Raw genomic sequence first — 16,276 nt, 5'->3', positions numbered from 1 at the left:
TGTTGGACGGCCGTACAGTGACCTGACACACATGGTCCATTGACGGATCGCTTACGATCGACAAAAGTGTTTGTAACTTTACGTAGCATCAACTCGACTGGAGAGACTGTGTCCAACACCCTCGAAGCAAGCATCGACATCGACGCATCACCGCAGGACGTGTGGGCAATCGTCGCCGACCTGCAGCGTATGGGCGAATGGAGCCCCCAGTGCAAGGTGATGAAGGTGATCGGCGGGACCGTGCGTGAGGGTGCCAAGACGATCAACGTCAACCGCAAGGGCCTGCTGGTCTGGCCGACGTCGTCGAAGGTCGTTCGCTTCGAACCCAACAAGTCGGTGGCGTTCCGTATCGCGGAGAACCGCACGATCTGGTCCTACGAACTCGAGCCGACCGCTACCGGCACCAAGGTGACCGAGCGTCGCGAGGCTCCCACCGGAACGTCGAAGGTCTCGCAGTTCCTCGTCAAGACCGTCCTGGGCGGAAACGCAGACTTCGAGGTCGAACTCGTCGAAGGCATGAACGCCACCTTGAAGCGTGTGAAGAGCGAGGCCGAGGCGGCTGCACGCACCTCTGCTTGACCCTCGACCTGGTCGAGGCATCAGGATCCGTTCCATGGATCCCGTGATGACACAGATAGCGCAGGCACAAGAATTGGCGAGCTCCGGCGATCGAGCCGGGGCTCGCTCTGCGTTCGAGAAGGTGTGGGAAGAGATCAGCGTCGCCCCAGATGCGCTCCACGTCGTCTCCCTCGCGCACTACATGGCCGACGTTCAAGACGATCCGGCTCAGGAGCTCTGCTGGGACCTGCGCGCCCTCGACGCTGCCGATTCGTTGACCGACGCGCGAGCCCAGGAACACCACGCATCGCTGCAGGTGGCCGGTTTCTATCCATCGCTGCACCTCAACCTGGCTGCCGACTACCGCAAACTCGGACGCGACGCCGAGGCCGTCGAGCATCTGACGAAGGCCGAGGCGTCGGTCGGCACACTCGCCGACGACGGTTACGGCCGGATGATCAGGGACGCTATCGAGCGACTGCGGGCAGAATTGATCCGTGACCACTAGTTCCGCCCTCCTGACGATCGGCGAGATGTCCCGGGCGTCGGCGCTCCCGATCAGCGCGCTGCGGTTCTACGACAAGGAAGGCGTGCTCGTCCCGCATTCCGTCGATCCGCACACCGGTTACCGCTGGTACACCGACGATCAGCTCCGCGACGCCCGCGTGATCGCCGGTATGCGGCGCGTCGGTGTTCCGATCCGCGACATGATGGCCGTCCTGACCGGGCCGGAACCCCATTCGTGCCTGGACGCCCATCTGCGCAACCTCGAGGACGGTCTCGCCGACGCCCGGGCCGAACTGGGGCGAATTCACCGGCTGATCGATTCGCTACCCGCCTCCGGCGGCGTGGACATCGACTCGTGGGATCTACGACGCGCACTCGACGCCGTGCTGTTCGCAGTGAACGAGGAATCGGAGTTCCCGATACTTCGCGGCGTCCACCTCGACATTCACGACGGCGTCGCTGCGTTTGTCACCACTGATCAGTTCCGGCTCGCGGTCGCCGAGGTGAAAGTTCACTCCGCTCTGACGGTGTCCGCTGTCGTTCCCGTGGCCTTCGCGCGATTGTTACGCGATGTCGCCGGCGTCGTGACGCTGACTTTCTCCGCGCGCACGGTGACTGCGTCGTATCCGGGAGGTGAGGTGTCCAGCCCACTGATCGAGGACGGCGAGTTCCCCGATCACCGAATCCTGCGCGAGCACCACGACGCTGTCGAACTGAGCGGCGACCAACTTGCCGCCCTGCTCAACGGCCCCGGACACGGAGCCGTCGTCAGCATCGGCGAAGACGGTGGTGCCCGGGTGGATCCGGGTGGAATGGATCCCCGTGAGAGGTTCCGCGTACTGGTCGACCGGCAGCGACTGCGCGACGCCGCCGCAGCCCAACCGGGGCGGCAACTGGTGATCCGAGTAAGCGGTGCGACGCTCCCGCTGGCGATACGCACGGGCGACTGTGTCGGGTACTACTCGTACTTGATGCCGCTGCAGGGACGTGCATGATGCCACTGCAGGGACGTGCATGATGTGGCTGCAGGGACGTGCATGATGTGGCACTAGCCCGTAGGGGAGAACGCATTCACGTAATCTATGGATGCTCTACCACCCCGTACTGTCAGTGCGACCAGCAGAAGACCTACCGAGTAGTTAGAGGAGCCTGTGGCACGCCGACCCACACCCCCCGGAACCCCGCAACCCACCGGGATCGGACATATCGTCGATCTGGTTCGCCATGCGATTCCGCCACTTCATCCCGCCGGCCTGCCGTTCGTGCTGGCCCCGCTGGGAGTTGCAGCTCTGGGCCGCAACCGTAAGTGGGTGCGCCGAGCCGGTCTGACCACCGCCGCCGCATGCGCCACGTTCTTCCGTCACCCGCACCGGGTGCCGCCGAACCGCATCGGCGTCGTCGTCGCACCCGCCGACGGTGAAGTGGCGCTGGTCGACAACGCCGTTCCGCCGGCCGAGCTCAATCTCGGAAGCGAGCCGCGCCCGCGCGTCAGCATCTTCCTGTCGGTTCTCGACGTGCATGTCCAGCGCAGCCCTGTCGGTGGAACGGTCAAAGAGGTCGTTCACCAGGCAGGCAAGTTCCTCTCCGCAGATCTCGCCGACGCCAGCGAGGTCAACGAGCGCAACAGCATGCTCATCGAAACCGCCGACGGTCACGACGTGGCAGTTGTCCAGATCGCGGGACTGCTCGCGCGCCGCATCGTCTGCTACGCCGGTGTCGGTGACGTCCTGCCGATCGGCGACACGTACGGACTGATCCGTTTCGGCTCACGCGTCGACACGTATTTCCCCGCCGGAACCACACTCCTGGTCGAGCCGGGGCAACGCACGATCGGTGCTGAAACAGTTATCGCGCAACTGCCGTGAAGACGCCGAAGATGAAGTCAGCCGTGAAGAAGCCGGGAGCAGCCCAACCCGGCGCGAAGATGCCCAAACGCACCCAGGCGGTGCGGTTGCTGCCGTCCGTCATCACCATCCTGGCGCTGTGTGCCGGGCTGTCCGCCGTCAAGTTCGCTCTCGACGGACAACCCGGTACCTCGCTCGCGATGATCGGCGCCGCAGCCGTCCTCGATTCACTCGACGGCCGCATTGCGCGACTGCTCGACGCCACCAGCAAGATCGGCGCCGAACTCGACTCGCTGGCCGACTCCATCTCCTTCGGCGTCGCCCCGGCCCTGGTCCTGTACGTGACCTTGCTGGACGGCACCAGCATCGGCTGGATCATCGCGCTGATCTACGCGGTCAGCATCGTGTTGCGACTTGCACGTTTCAACACCCTGCTCGACGACGACGACGTCCCTGCGTACGCACGTGAGTACTTCGTCGGCGTTCCGGCTCCGGCCGGCGCACTCATCGCCCTCACTCCCCTGGCCGCGACGGCTCAGTGGGGTGACGGCTGGTGGTCTTCGCACTTCGTCGTCATCGTGTGGACGCTCTTCTCGGCTGCACTGATCGTCAGCCGCATCCCGACGCTGGCGATGAAGTCGGTATCCGTGCCGCCGCACATGGCGGCCGGCCTGCTCGTCCTGGTGACGTTGGCTGCGGCCGCTCTCATCACCTACCCGTACATCCTGCTGATCGTTCTCATCGCGATCTACCTGGTGCACATCCCGTTTGCCGTGCACTCGAAGCGGTGGGTGGCAGCACGTCCCGAAACCTGGGACATCAAGCCTTCCGAACGCCGCGCGATCCGACGCCAACCCAACGTCGGTGGCCGCCGCTCGGCCGCTCGTCTCGGATTGCGGCGACCCCGCTAGTCCACGACGTACTCTCGAGAGGTGACTTCGCCGGAACTCGCCCTCACCGTTCGACTCAACACCTCTGCCGCCGACCTACGCCGCGGGGTCGTGCGCTTGCACCCCGAAGCGTTGGCGGCGTTGGGCATCCGCGAATGGGATGCCATCGCACTCATGGGAGCCCGCGGCACCGCGACCGTCGCGGGCCGTGCGCCCACCGGAACCCCGGCAGGCACGATCCTTCTCGACGACGTCACCATGTCGAACGTCGGCTTGACCGAGAACTCTTCCGTCGTGGTCGGTCCGGTGACGGTGTACGGAGCGCGATCCGTCTCCGTCACCGGCTCGTCCATGGCGACAAATTCGATCAGCTCGACGGTTCTGCGACAAGCCCTTCTGGGCAAGGTCGTCAGCGTCGGCGACACGGTCTCGCTCCTCCCCCGCGATCTCGGTCCGGGTACGAGCACTTCCGAAGCCACCCAAGCGCTTTCCCGTACCTTCGGCGTCGCGTGGACATCCGAACTGCTCACCGTCACGGCCGTCGAACCTGCCGGTGGTCCGGTCAGCGTCCAGCCGAATTCGGCGGTCAACTGGGGTTCCGGCTCGGCGGGCACACTGACACCGAGTGCGCTTGTTTCCAGTCCGGCCGCCGTCGCAATCGAGCCTGCACCGTCGGTTCCGCTGGATCACCTCGTCGGCGCGCAAGCGCAGGCAGCCAAGCTGACCGAGTGGCTCGGCCTGGCACTCGACGAACCAGAACTGCTCCGTACGCTCGGCGCCTCCCCGCACCTCGGCGTCCTCATCACGGGCCCCGCCGGCGTAGGCAAAGCCACGTTGGCCCGCTCGGTCCTGTCCTCACGCAAACTGGTCGAACTCGACGGCCCGGGAGTCGGTGCCACCGAGGCGAATACCCGCCTGCAGCGAATCGTCGACGCCGTTGCTGCCGTGCGCGGCGGTGGTGTACTGCTGATCAGTGACATCGACGCTCTGCTTCCGGCCACCGCGGAACCAGTGTCCGCACTGATCCTCGAACAACTGCGCAGCGCCGTCGCAACCCCGGGCGTGGCATTCGTCGCGACCTCCGCCCATCCGGAGACCGTCGACGCGCGCCTTCGCGGCCAGGATCTCTGCGACCGGGAACTCGCACTTACCCTGCCGGACGGCGCAACCCGCAAGGCATTGCTCGAACTCCTGCTCCGCCGCGTGCCCACCGGAACCCTCGAACTCGACGCCATCGCCTCGCGCGCACCCGGATTCGTGGTCGCCGACCTCGCGGCGCTCTGCCGTGAAGCCGCTTTGCGAGCGGCGACGCGGGCATCCAAATCCGGTGATTCTCCGGAGATCACGCAGGAAGATCTTGTCGGGGCCCTCGAAGTGATTCGGCCCCTTTCTCGTTCGAGTACCGAAGAACTCTCGATCGGCAGCGTCACCCTCGACGACGTCGGCGACATGGTCGAAACCAAACAGGCGCTCACCGAAGCGGTGCTGTGGCCGCTGCAGCACCCCGACTCCTTCGCACGCCTCGGTGTCGACCCGCCTCGTGGTGTGCTCCTCTACGGCCCTCCCGGCTGCGGTAAGACGTATCTCGTTCGTGCCCTTGCCAGCTCGGGTCACCTCAGCGTCCACGCCGTCAAAGGGGCTGAGCTGATGGACAAGTGGGTCGGCGCCTCCGAAAAGGCCGTACGCGAGTTGTTCCAGCGCGCACGCGATTCGGCGCCCTCGTTGATCTTCCTCGACGAAATCGACGCCCTTGCCCCGCGTCGTGGTCAAAGTTCCGACTCCGGGGTGTCGGATCGCGTCGTAGCCGCGTTGCTGACCGAACTCGACGGCGTCGAGCCGCTACGCGACGTCGTGGTGTTGGGCGCCACCAACCGACCGGATCTGATCGACCCGGCCCTCCTGCGGCCCGGCAGACTCGAACGACTCGTATTCGTACCGCCGCCGGATGCGGAGGCTCGCAAAGCGATTCTGCGTGCTTCCGGCAAGTCGGTACCGCTGGCCGAAGATGTCGATTTGGACATTCTGGCCGTCGATCTCGAGGGATACTCGGCAGCAGACTGCTCGGCTCTCCTGCGTGAGGCTGCACTCGCCGCCATGCGTCGGAGCATGGACGCGGCCGACGTGACGGCCGCGGACGTGGCAACCGCCCGTGAGAAGGTACGTCCCTCACTCGATCCCGAGCAGGTGGCACACCTACAGGCGTACGCGGACAACCGATAAGGACTGACCATGGCTGCTGATCTGGTTCTGTACGGCGACATCGTGACCATGCACGAGGACTCACCACGCGCCCAGGCGCTCGCCGTGACGGGCGGCCGGATCACGGCCGTCGGCGCGCGCACGGACGTCGAGGAACTGGTGGGGCCGGATACCCGCGTCGTCGACGTCGGAGGTGCCACTGTTCTGCCGGGGTTCATCGAGCCTCACGGTCACCCCCTCGAAGAAGCGATCGTGCTCGGGCCTGACGTCGTCGACATCCGGCCTGTGACGATCGCCGAGGCGGATGCCGTAGTTGCTGCCGTCGTCGACACTGTTCGTTCGCGAGGCGCTGCCGGTGCTTCTCTGAACGGTTGGGACCCGTTGCTGCAGAAGGGCCTACCCGACCCGACCATCGACTGGCTGGACTCCGTCGCGCCGGAGCACCCCCTCGTGATCATGCACAACTCGGGTCACGTCGCGTATTTCAACACGGCGGCAGCAGTGCAGGCCGGGATCACCCGCGATACCCCCGATCCGATCGGCGGATCGTACGGCCACGACGCGACGGGAGCACTCGACGGATCCGCGTACGAAATGCCTGCGGTGTTCGCAGTCGCGGGCCACGCAGTCACCATCGGTGACGACTTCCCCGCACTGGTGGCGGCCGAATGCGCCCGACTGAACGCCGCCGGAATCACCACCATCGCCGAATTGTCGTTCGACCCCAAGATGCGGCCCGCCCTGGCAGCGATAGCCGACGCCGGACTGCTCACCACCCGCCTGCGGCTCTACGAAATGTCCAACGACGCACGCACTACCGAGGCGTCGCCGGGCGACGGAAACGACCTGGTGCGCCAGATCGGCATCAAGGTCTGGTCCGACGGTTCGCCGTGGGTCGGCAACATCGCCACCAGTTTCCCGTATCTCGATACCGAAGCCACCCGCGCGCTCGGGATCGCCTGCACGCACGGGCACGCCAACTACACCGGCGAACAGATCCACGACATCAGTTCCGCCTACTTCGCCAACGGGTGGCAGATGGCATGCCACGCCCACGGCGACGACGCGATCACCATGGTTCTCGACGCGTGGGAGCAACTTCTGAAGGAGCACCCCCGGCCCGATCACCGGTTGCGTCTCGAACACGTCGGCGCAATGCGTCCGGATCAGTTCGTCCGCGCAGCGGAACTGGGGGTCACGGTCAGCATCTTCATCGACCACCTGCACTACTGGGGCGACGTTCTGGTGGATGACCTGTTCGGCCCCGAATACGGATCCGTTTGGGCCGCAGCAGGATCTGCACTCGCTGCCGGACAGCGGTTCACCTTCCACAACGACGGACCCGTCACCCCCGCCAATCCGCTACGGAACATGCACGACGCCGTCACCAGACTTTCGCCCAGCGGCCGCGTAGTCGCGCCTCAGGAGCGGATCCCCGTGGACGCCGCCGTGCGCGCCCACACGGTCAACGCCGCGTGGCAGCTGTTCAGCGAAGATCACATCGGGTCCATCTTTCCCGGCGCATACGCGGATCTTGTTGTGCTGTCGGCGAATCCCCTCGAAGTCGAGCCGACCGAGCTGGCCGAGATCACGGTGCTCGCCACCGTCCTGGAGGGCCGGACGGTGTACGGGGATCTGAGCGCGATCGGCTGATCTCGAACTCAAAGTAGTCCGTTTTGTCCCTGGCTCTCGAAAGTATGTTCGATTAAACTTTCGGTATGAACAGTCGGGAAGCATGGCAGCTGGATGGCGAGGGCCTCAAGAGTGAGGTTCTGGATCTGGTGCGTGTCCGACACGAGTTGCAGTCGCGGATGGTGCTGTTGATCGTGGAGATGTTTTCCCGGGAGGTTCTCGGCGGAAAGGGTTTTCGGGCGATCGCGCAGTGGTTGCACGGGTCGACGAATCTGGAGATCGGTGAGTGCAGTCTGCTGGTCGGGTTGGCGCGGTTGCTGATGCTCGAACCCGTGGTGGGCGATGCGTTCCATCGCGGTGACGTGGATGCGTTGAAAGCCCGTCAGGTGGCGTCGTTTTGTCAGCATCCGCCCAAGAACATGACCCCGGCCGATGTGGACAAGGCCCGCAGGATTCTGCTTGATCTGGCGTCGAAGAACATTGCCGATTGTGATGCGGTGCGGGCTGCGATCCGGCGGATCGAGAAGCAGTACGGCAATCGCGAGGACGGAGTTCCGGTCGGCGAGGATTCCGAACGTAACGAGTTCTACGCCTCGAAAGGCCTGTACGGGCGGGTCACGGTAAAAGGTGATTTGGATGCGATCAACGGGGCGCGGTTGATCACGTTGCTGTCGAGCCTGTCGGCGCCGACGCCGGAAAAGGACGGCGTCAAAGACACCCGCACGCCGGCATTACGGCGCGCGGACGGGTTTTGTGAACTACTGCGCCGGTACGAGCGGGCGGGCTTGGGTCCGATCGAAGGTGGGGTGAAACCGCACATCACGGTAACGGCCAGTGCGAAAGACATGACAGATCTGCAAGCTTTGAAAGACCTCCTGCCGTCGACTCAGGAACTGGGGTTCGCGTGGACGGATTGGGTGGGCCCGATCAGTATCGACACCGCCCGGATGCTGGCGTGCGACTGCACGGTCACGCGGATTTTGTTGGACGAGAATGGTGTTCCGCTCGACTGCGGTAAGGAAGCGAGAACTGCGACGGTGCCGCAAAGGCGAGCATTGGCCGTCCGGGATGGTGGGTGCGCGTTTCCGGGATGCGGGACTCCGTCGGGGTGGTGCGATGCCCACCATATCGTTCACTGGAACGATGGTGGCCCAACGGATCTCGACAATCTGATCTTGTTGTGCGGTCATCATCATCGGACGCTGCACCACACCGAGTGGAGGGTGGAAATCGGCCCCGATCGGAAGTCGGTGTTTTATCCGCCGATGTCGATCGACCCGTATCAGCAGCCGATCGGCGGGAACAGTCCACCGACCGCGGCGTGAACCGCGACAACTGAAGACGTGAGCACCGAGGCACCTCCATGCCTCGGTGCTCGTGCTGTGTTCTGGCGCCTTCGCGGAGACGTAAGCCTTACCAGCGGTTCCGAACCTCCTCGGCAAATCCGAGGAGATCTCGAACCACCACGGAGGTACCGTCGTCGAGGATCACTGTGCCGGAGAACTTTCCGAACACCTGATGCTGAATCGAACGCAGCACCCCGACGTCGAAAGTCGCGGCACGATCGATGATCGGCTCGAAAGTCAACTCGAAGCGACCATCGTTGCTCGAGAAGTTCCACGGAGCGCCGTCGTACGTTCCCTGCGGGATATCGAAGTCGATCCTGTCCAGTTTGTGCGCCCGTCCTCCGACAAACACGATGTTCTCGCTGGCTGCCCCGGTATCCCCGAAGCCGTACCCGATGTTGAATCCGAACCGCTCGCCGTTCACCAGTCCGGATGCAGAACCCCAGTACCAGGTGTTGTCGTAAGTCCAGACTCCCCTGCCCCAATCGAGAACGCCGAATGAGTCTTCCGAGCGAAATGTGAAGTCGTCGATCCCAATTCGCACGGTCCCGGCAGCGGGCAGGCAGTTGATCTTCTGGTTGTAGTAAAACGATCGGGACGCCTTCGGAAAGGGTGTGGCGATCACCATCCGGTCATCGGCAGGACTCGCCAGGAACAAATCGGCACGAAGACCTCGCCCACCGTCGAAAGCCGGGTAGTCGACAATCAAGTGGCGCCCACCGTCCACATGGCGAAACTCGAAGCGAGCTTTACCTTTCGACACCACCACATCACCGTCGTCCGCGCTTTCGGGCAGACCGAGCCTTCCCATCGGGAACGGCAGCATCACGTTTTCGGTGATCTCGTGTGGTGTTCGGAAATCGAGCCAGGAGACTCCGAGCAAGCCCATGTACCCGTTGTCGGCGACGGTCAACGCGATGCCGTAATCCGCAGTGAGAACGCAGTAGTAGTCCCACTCCTTGATCCGGAACTTGGGAGCGGTGATCGCAGAGCGTCGATACTTGCGAATTTCCGATGGGGCCCAACCCGTCTCGACCAAATGTCCGCGATCGTCGAGAAGCGGGCCGGGCGACATCAGTGTCTGCATTCTTACTTCCAGCGTCCCAAGATCTCGCTCGCACGGTTGGCCAAGGCCATCTGGAAGAACGGACCGAAGCTCACACGCGCCACTCCGAGCGGCCCGAAACTTGCCGGGTCATCCTGGTCCGGAATTCCGATCGCATTGATCGGAAGTGGAAGTTCGGACGTCAGGCGGCGCTGGGTCGCGTCGTCATGCCGCCCGACGGGGTAAAGAACGTCGGCACCGGCGTCGGCTGCCAACTTCAGGCGTGCGATGGCGCGATCGACGCGATCGGACTCGTCTCCGACCTGCTTCACGAACAGGTCGGTGCGTGCGTTGACGACGACGTGAACTCCGGCGGCGTCGGCGGCCTGGCGAAGCCCACCCACGAAGTCGGCGTGCTCCTGCGCCTCACGCAAGCGTCCGCCTTCACTGTGGACGGTGTCCTCGATGTTGAGTCCGACAGCGCCGGCATCGATCAACCCGTCGATGAGAACTGCCGGCTCGAGCCCGTAACCACCCTCGATGTCCACCGAGATCGGGGCGTCGACCGCACCGGTGATCTGCTTGATCCGGTGTAGAAGTTCGTCGAAGGTAATGCCCTCGTTGTCGGGCTTGCCGATGGAATCGGAAACCGGGTGGCTGCCCACCGTCAGGGCTGCAAAACCGGCAGCCACCGCAAGATTCGCCGACCATGCGTCCCACACAGTCGGGAGAATGACCGGGTTGCCTGGCTGGTGCAACGCCAGTAGAGCAGTTGCCTTGTCGTTGATCGAAGTCATGCGGTGGCTCCTCGAGATCGTGGGGTGTACCTCTCACCTACCGACTCTAGTGAGCGACCGGGCAGCCTGTGCTCTTGTAATCGACCTGGAACTCCTTGATGCCGTTGATCCAACCCGAGCGCAGACGGCGTGGATCACCGATCTTGGTGATGTCCGGGACATTGTCGGCAATCGCGTTGAACATCAAGTCGATCTCCATGCGAGCGAGGTTGGCACCGATGCAGAAGTGCGCGCCCGTTCCGCCGAAGCCCAAGTGCGGATTGGGGTTACGAGTGATGTCGAACGTCATCGGGTTCTCGAACACGTCCTCGTCGAAGTTCGCGGAGCTGTACAGCATCACCACGCGCTGACCCTTCTTGATCGACACTCCTGCCAATTCCGTGTCCTCGAGCGCGGTGCGCTGGAATGCGGTGACGGGTGTCGCCCAACGGACGATCTCGTCGGCTGTCGTCTTGGGACGCTCCTTCTTGTACAGCTCCCACTGCTCAGGGTTGTCCAGGAACGCGATCATGCCGTGTGTGATGGCGTTGCGGGTGGTCTCGTTCCCCGCCACCGCCAGAATCAGCACGAAGAACCCGAACTCTTCCGGGCTCAAAGCGTCGCCGTCGATGTCGGCCTGGACCAGAGTCGTGACGATGTCATCTGCCGGGCAGGTACGACGCGCGTCTGCCATTTGGTACGCGTATCCGAGGACCTCGGTGGACGCGACTGCCGGATCACCTTGGTATTCCGGGTCGTCGTAGCCCATCATCTCGTTGGACCACTTGAACAGCTTGTCCCGATCGTCCTGCGGTACACCGATCAGATCCGCGATCGCCTGGAGCGGCAGCTCGCTGGCAACCTGCTTCACGAAGTCGCCCGGGCCTTCGCTCACAGCGGTGTCGACGATGCTGCGCGCACGACGATCCAATTCGTCGCGCATGCCGTTGATCGCGCGCGGCGTGAACAGCTTCGAAATCAGCTTGCGGAGCTTGGTGTGCTCCGGCGCATCCTTGTTGAGCAGAAGATGGCGGAGCATCTCGACGGCCTCGCGAGGCATGTCGTCGGCGAAACGCGCGATCGCGGTGTTCTCCCAGCTCGAGAACACATCACTGCGCTGGCTGACCTCTTTGACGTCAGCGTGACGCGAGACCACCCAGTAGCCCTCGTCCTGGAATCCGCCGACCGTCGGCGGCTGCTCACACCACCACACGGGTGCGTTGCGACGCAGTTCGGCGAACTCCTCGAAAGGGATCCGCTCCCCGAGGACAGCAGGATCGGTGACGTCGAATCCGGCCGGCAGGTCAGGTGTGCGTGTTGTGTCCGAAATGGTCATGGCGTCCTCTGATCGGTCGATTGTGCGCTACACCACAGAGTAGCTTTCACTAACGGCCTGTCAAGTGAAAGACGGCCAGTCTCGTGCAACCGTCCCGCAAGAGCCCCCGCGGCACTAGGATCCCGGTAATGACAGATACCTCCGGCAGACTGACGCTGCGAGAGAAGCAGAAGCAGCGAACCCGCGCAGACCTCGTGGATGCCGCCGGCGCGCTCTTCACCGAACGCGGATACGCGGCTGTCACCGTCGAGGACATCGCCGGCCGGGTCGGTTGCAGCCGCGCCACCTTCTACCTGCACTTCCCCGGCAAGATCGACATACTCAAGGCCCTCGGCTCGAACACGGTCGTATCCAGCACGCTCGCGATATTCCAGGATCTCGACCACGTACTCGATTCCGGTTCGCGCGAAGAATTCGCCGGCTGGATCAACCGCGCTCTCGACTGGTGCCGCGATCACCACCACATGATGCGGGCGTGGGACGAGGCCATGGTCCTCGAACCCGAATTCCGGACACTGGCACGTGAAGGCATCTCCGCGCTGCCCAACGCGATGCCGTCGTACCTCGCCCGGTGGCCGCAGAATCGACACGACGAGGCGAAACTCCGGGTAGAGCTCCTGCTGACACAGGTCGAGCGCTTCTTCATTCGCTGGGCCGAGCAGGGCGCGATCACCGCGGGTGCGGACGTCGCAGCAGACGTTCTCACCGACATCTGGTTTCCGGCACTCACGCCACCCACAACCGATGTTGCGGCGCCGCGATAGGTTGGCCCGATGCCACTCGACCTTCGAGCGATCCTCACCACCGTCGCCGCACTCCTGTCCGGGATACTCGCGGCGCTGGCCCTGACCAATCCCGTTCTTCGCGACTGGGCCATCGTGGCCTCCCCGTCGGAAGTGGATCGTTGGATCAGCAGTGGACCGACTGCCGTCGGACTCGGCGCCGTGGTTGCCGTGCTCGCGTGCGCCCTCTCTCAGCGTCGCGGTTCCCGTCGGGCAGCCTGGATCGCGATCGCCGTCGGCGTCGCCGTCATCGCGATCGTTCGGGCAGTCGTACCCGAGGTCGCGTCGCTGGACCTGCTGATTGCCTTGATCATCGTCAAAAGTGTTGCAGCCGGCGCGATTCTGGGTTGCGCAGTTGCCGTCAGTTGGGATCGCACTGCCACGAAGAACGCCGTACTCCTCGGTGTGCTTGCCACCTTCCTGGCGGTTCGCACCTTCGCCGGTGGAACAGGCCGGATGAGTACGTCTTCGGTGGGTGAGCCGTCGTGGTGGCTGATCGGTGCCGCAGCCGCAGCAGCGGTCGCCTGCGCAGTCACCGCACAGGCCGGCTTCCGGATCCGGAAACCCGACACGGGCGAAATTCGCATCGCATTGGTGGTGATCACAGCGCTGGCAATCGGGCATCGCGTGATCGGCGCCGTGGTCGACCGCCAGCAGTACGCATCCGAGGCAACCGCCTGGTTCGTCATGGTTTTGGCGGCAGGCGTTGCGCTCGCGTTGACGTGGATCGCTGCGTACCGTCTCGGCGACACCTCCGGTGCTGGTGGCAAGTTCCTCTGGGCGGCAACCGCACTGGCCGCTGCGTCCGCTCCGTTGTTCGTCGACATCGCGAAGGGATCCGGTCACTGGGGTCAGCTGAAGTCCCCCTGGGTGATGGTGCTTTTCGCGGCCCTGCCGGTCGCCGTCGGATTGCGACTGCACAAGCGAGTTCCTCGGCTCGTGGCCATCGTCGTCCTGGTTGCGGTTCCGCTGTCGGAACTACTGCCCTTCGATTCCGCGCACGGAACATGGTCAATCGCACTGAAGATCGCCGCACTGGGCCTCGCTGCCGGATTGCTGTTCGGTTCCCTGGCTCCCGGCAGCCTGGTCGACGCCACGCTCGGACTCGCGATTCCCTTTGCCGCGATGACGTTCTCGTCGATCGCCATCCTCACCGATCAACTCACCGCACCTCCAGAATTTTCAGCGGCAGAGATTCAGCGATTCATGGAATTTCCCATCCCCGCACACGTCAGCGCTGACGGAGGATTATTCGGACGCGGCGTCGGCATCACCGTCGACTACGTCACCGCTCAGACCGTTGGCGCGGCGGTTCTGTTCACCCTGATCATCGGCTTCTGCGGCGCGGCGATCCTTCGACGATCCCACCCTCCCGTCGACACTGTGGAATCTCGGATCGAACCGGAGCCAGTCGACTGACACACCGTCACCGGACTGAGACCTGCTATTGCGGTGCAACTGGTACCGGATTGACTATTTTGGAGCAGTGCCCATCGCCCGCAGGACGCTGCTCGTCGCTCTGAGTGGTGTGACGGCATTCGTCGTCACCGTCGTCGCTTTGGCACCGTTCGTGAACAGCCAGTCGACGTCGATTTCGACGGGCGATCGCTTCTGGTCGATCTCGACCATCGGCGCCGGCGTTCTGGCTGTGGTCGCGGTCGGGACAGCCGCGATGATGGCCCGCTGCCGGTTGCGGACCGCGGCCATGACGGTCGTCGGTGGACTCCTCCTGGAACTGCCCGGGCTCTACGATCACAACTTCGAGGCACTCTCGCCCGTCGGTGCGGGAGTCGCCGTCGGCGCGGTCACGGTTGCCGCCGCTCCGCGGGTCCGAGCCGCTTCGGTCGCGGGAACGATTGTCGCCGTGCATGTCTCGGATTCCTTGCTCGACGAGGACGCAATTCCTCGGCGATACGCGGACTACATCGCCGACAACACAAACCAGTTTCAACCACCCGTAGTGGGAGCGACACTGCTCGCGCTTGCATTGGCAGCCGCCTGCGTCGCCGCGTTCTGGTTCCACGACTTCGACAAGGACCACCCCAAGGAACGGATGGCCGTTCGGCCCGTGACGATCGCGGCGGTGCTCACGCTCTTCGGCGTCGCGGCGAATTGGTGGTTCGAGATCACCACAGTCTCAGCAGCGGTACCCCTCCTGCTCGTCGCGCTGGTGATCACGGTGATCTGCGCGCGGGTGTTGGGCGGCGGCAGTCGAATCCTGCTGATGTGTACCGCAGCCGTCGCAACTCTGGCGGCGGTGTCGGCGAACCGTCCCGCAACCGAGGCGATGGAGTGGTCGAAGACCCCCGCCTCCACCGCCGTCGTGATCGGAGTCGTCATCGTCGCAGCGGCAGCAATCGGCGCGATCGCTCCCTCGCGGGTCGTCGGCTACGGATTGCTCCTGACGGTGACGGTCGCCGGGATCGTCAGCTACGCCACGTCGCCGTCGCCGAAGATCGGTGACGTTCTCACGATCAGCGATCTTCTTGTCGCCTTCACTGCAGCGGTAGTCACGTATGCGATCGCCAGCGCGATGTACCGAGAGCCACCGCGGACCGGAGCGTCGCGAGCCCTTGTCGGACTGGGTGTCATCTTCGGCCCGACGGCGCTGGCACTGCTCGTCTACCCGCAGTTCGACTACGGATGGACCGCGTACACCCCGCTGGACGAGAACAAGCCTTTCAACGGCATCACGACGGTCGGTCCGTTCGAAATCTCGACCGACATCCTGATACTCGACGCCGTGGCGCTGATCATCGTGGCCGTCTGCGCCTACACGAGTCTGCGATTGGGCCGGATCAGTCGGTCCGTTCCTCCGCCGATCAGTCGATCAGATCCATCGACGCCAGACGATGGAACACTTTGAGCGATCCCGGCGCCACCTCGTCCATCGCCGCGTATTCGGAGAGCGTGAAGTAGCGGAACTCGGCGATCTCACTTGTCGGGTGCGGATCTCCGGCCATCTCCGCCAGATAGCAGCTCATGTGCAGGCCGGTGTCCGCGGAATGACCGAAAGCGTGAGCCTCGAAAACGTCGAGGAACGTGACCGTTCCGTCGACCAGATCGACGTCGAGTTCCTCCCTGATTTCTCGGTGCAGCGCCTGCTCGGGCGTCTCGCCCGGGTCGATCTTCCCGCCGGCCATGTAGAACGCGGTCTTGCCCACGGAGCGGGTCTGGATCAGCTTGCGATCGCGAATGTGCGCAAGGGCAGCGGTACGGATGATCGTGGTGGGAGTAGACGAATTCACGTCGTCCAACCTACGTGTATCAGCGAGCGCCGATGATGTCCGAATCGACTCGCTGCACATCGAAACTGCCACGCCCGGTAATATGTACGCAAAGACAACCTCTCCGACTAGGT

15 protein-coding genes are annotated in these 16,276 nt (G+C 64.0%); 11 read left to right on the top strand and 4 right to left on the bottom strand.

Features of this window, described 5'->3' with window-relative positions; all coding sequences use genetic code 11:
- The first annotated feature begins 108 nt into the window (after positions 1–108).
- The 8 genes from G8767_RS15655 to G8767_RS15620 all read left to right on the top strand — a co-directional run bounded on the left by G8767_RS15655 (position 109) and on the right by G8767_RS15620 (position 8,955).
- Positions 109–579 carry an SRPBCC family protein gene (locus G8767_RS15655; RefSeq protein ID WP_003941500.1) on the top strand — a complete coding sequence of 157 codons (471 nt, stop codon included), beginning with the start codon at positions 109–111 and terminating at the stop codon, positions 577–579.
- 34 nt (positions 580–613) lie between these two features.
- Positions 614–1,066 (top strand): hypothetical protein, encoded by a 453-nt coding sequence (locus G8767_RS15650; RefSeq protein WP_166810644.1) that lies wholly within the window; start codon positions 614–616, stop codon positions 1,064–1,066.
- Complete coding sequence (locus tag G8767_RS15645) at positions 1,056–2,060, top strand: MerR family transcriptional regulator (RefSeq protein ID WP_166810643.1); 1,005 nt, start codon at positions 1,056–1,058, stop codon at positions 2,058–2,060. Before G8767_RS15650 ends, G8767_RS15645 begins: the two co-directional genes overlap by 11 nt.
- Before the next feature lie 156 nt (positions 2,061–2,216).
- The gene (locus G8767_RS15640; protein ID WP_003941540.1) at positions 2,217–2,930 is read left to right on the top strand and encodes a phosphatidylserine decarboxylase; all 714 of its coding nucleotides are present in this window, start codon (positions 2,217–2,219) and stop codon (positions 2,928–2,930) included.
- 59 nt (positions 2,931–2,989) lie between these two features.
- Complete coding sequence (locus tag G8767_RS15635; protein WP_029254795.1) at positions 2,990–3,820, top strand: phosphatidylcholine/phosphatidylserine synthase; 831 nt, start codon at positions 2,990–2,992, stop codon at positions 3,818–3,820.
- A gap of 21 nt (positions 3,821–3,841) precedes the next feature.
- On the top strand, positions 3,842–6,019 hold the full coding sequence (locus G8767_RS15630; RefSeq protein ID WP_003941536.1) for an AAA family ATPase: 2,178 nt from the start codon (positions 3,842–3,844) through the stop codon (positions 6,017–6,019).
- A gap of 9 nt (positions 6,020–6,028) precedes the next feature.
- The gene (locus G8767_RS15625) at positions 6,029–7,651 is read left to right on the top strand and encodes an amidohydrolase (RefSeq protein ID WP_166810642.1); all 1,623 of its coding nucleotides are present in this window, start codon (positions 6,029–6,031) and stop codon (positions 7,649–7,651) included.
- Between the two features lie 65 nt (positions 7,652–7,716).
- On the top strand, positions 7,717–8,955 hold the full coding sequence (locus G8767_RS15620; RefSeq protein WP_166810641.1) for an HNH endonuclease signature motif containing protein: 1,239 nt from the start codon (positions 7,717–7,719) through the stop codon (positions 8,953–8,955).
- Between the two features lie 88 nt (positions 8,956–9,043).
- Here G8767_RS15620 and G8767_RS15615 read toward each other — a convergent pair whose 3' ends face one another.
- The 3 genes from G8767_RS15615 to G8767_RS15605 are packed head-to-tail and all read right to left on the bottom strand — an operon-like array spanning position 9,044 to position 12,133.
- A complete protein-coding gene (locus G8767_RS15615; protein ID WP_166810640.1) occupies positions 9,044–10,063 on the bottom strand; it encodes a DUF2804 domain-containing protein in 1,020 nt (339 codons plus the stop codon).
- Positions 10,064–10,065: 2 nt separating this feature from the next.
- Positions 10,066–10,818 carry an isocitrate lyase/phosphoenolpyruvate mutase family protein gene (locus G8767_RS15610; RefSeq protein ID WP_095970449.1) on the bottom strand — a complete coding sequence of 251 codons (753 nt, stop codon included), beginning with the start codon at positions 10,816–10,818 and terminating at the stop codon, positions 10,066–10,068.
- Between the two features lie 46 nt (positions 10,819–10,864).
- Complete coding sequence (locus G8767_RS15605) at positions 10,865–12,133, bottom strand: cytochrome P450 (protein WP_095970450.1); 1,269 nt, start codon at positions 12,131–12,133, stop codon at positions 10,865–10,867.
- Between the two features lie 128 nt (positions 12,134–12,261).
- Here G8767_RS15605 and G8767_RS15600 point away from each other — a divergent pair, with 128 nt between their 5' ends.
- The 3 genes from G8767_RS15600 to G8767_RS15585 all read left to right on the top strand — a co-directional run bounded on the left by G8767_RS15600 (position 12,262) and on the right by G8767_RS15585 (position 15,781).
- Positions 12,262–12,897 (top strand): TetR/AcrR family transcriptional regulator, encoded by a 636-nt coding sequence (locus G8767_RS15600; RefSeq protein WP_003945046.1) that lies wholly within the window; start codon positions 12,262–12,264, stop codon positions 12,895–12,897.
- Between the two features lie 9 nt (positions 12,898–12,906).
- Positions 12,907–14,334, top strand: coding sequence for a hypothetical protein (locus G8767_RS15595; protein WP_166810639.1), 1,428 nt, complete (start codon positions 12,907–12,909; stop codon positions 14,332–14,334).
- Positions 14,335–14,401: 67 nt separating this feature from the next.
- On the top strand, positions 14,402–15,781 hold the full coding sequence (locus tag G8767_RS15585; RefSeq protein ID WP_346842996.1) for a hypothetical protein: 1,380 nt from the start codon (positions 14,402–14,404) through the stop codon (positions 15,779–15,781).
- Here the strand turns inward: G8767_RS15585 and G8767_RS15580 are convergent.
- Positions 15,738–16,163, bottom strand: a complete 426-nt coding sequence (locus tag G8767_RS15580; RefSeq protein WP_095970494.1) for an NUDIX domain-containing protein — start codon at positions 16,161–16,163, stop codon at positions 15,738–15,740. The genes G8767_RS15585 and G8767_RS15580 overlap by 44 nt on opposite strands.
- Between the last annotated feature and the right edge of the window lie 113 nt (positions 16,164–16,276).

This window comes from Rhodococcus sp. IC4_135 (assembly GCF_011602025.1).
Taxonomy (GTDB): domain Bacteria; phylum Actinomycetota; class Actinomycetes; order Mycobacteriales; family Mycobacteriaceae; genus Rhodococcus_F; species Rhodococcus_F baikonurensis.
This window is presented reverse-complemented; position numbering and strand designations above follow the sequence as displayed.

What these genes read in the sequence shown, in the direction of transcription:
- G8767_RS15615 (WP_166810640.1), bottom strand. Translation starts at nt 10,063, where the DNA reads ATGCAGACACTGATGTCGCCCGGCCCGCTTCTCGACGATCGCGGACAT.
- G8767_RS15610 (WP_095970449.1), bottom strand. Translation starts at nt 10,818, where the DNA reads ATGACTTCGATCAACGACAAGGCAACTGCTCTACTGGCGTTGCACCAG.
- G8767_RS15650 (WP_166810644.1), top strand. Translation starts at nt 614, where the DNA reads ATGGATCCCGTGATGACACAGATAGCGCAGGCACAAGAATTGGCGAGC.
- G8767_RS15635 (WP_029254795.1), top strand. Translation starts at nt 2,990, where the DNA reads ATGCCCAAACGCACCCAGGCGGTGCGGTTGCTGCCGTCCGTCATCACC.
- G8767_RS15620 (WP_166810641.1), top strand. Translation starts at nt 7,717, where the DNA reads ATGAACAGTCGGGAAGCATGGCAGCTGGATGGCGAGGGCCTCAAGAGT.
- G8767_RS15595 (WP_166810639.1), top strand. Translation starts at nt 12,907, where the DNA reads ATGCCACTCGACCTTCGAGCGATCCTCACCACCGTCGCCGCACTCCTG.
- G8767_RS15600 (WP_003945046.1), top strand. Translation starts at nt 12,262, where the DNA reads ATGACAGATACCTCCGGCAGACTGACGCTGCGAGAGAAGCAGAAGCAG.
- G8767_RS15605 (WP_095970450.1), bottom strand. Translation starts at nt 12,133, where the DNA reads ATGACCATTTCGGACACAACACGCACACCTGACCTGCCGGCCGGATTC.
- G8767_RS15625 (WP_166810642.1), top strand. Translation starts at nt 6,029, where the DNA reads ATGGCTGCTGATCTGGTTCTGTACGGCGACATCGTGACCATGCACGAG.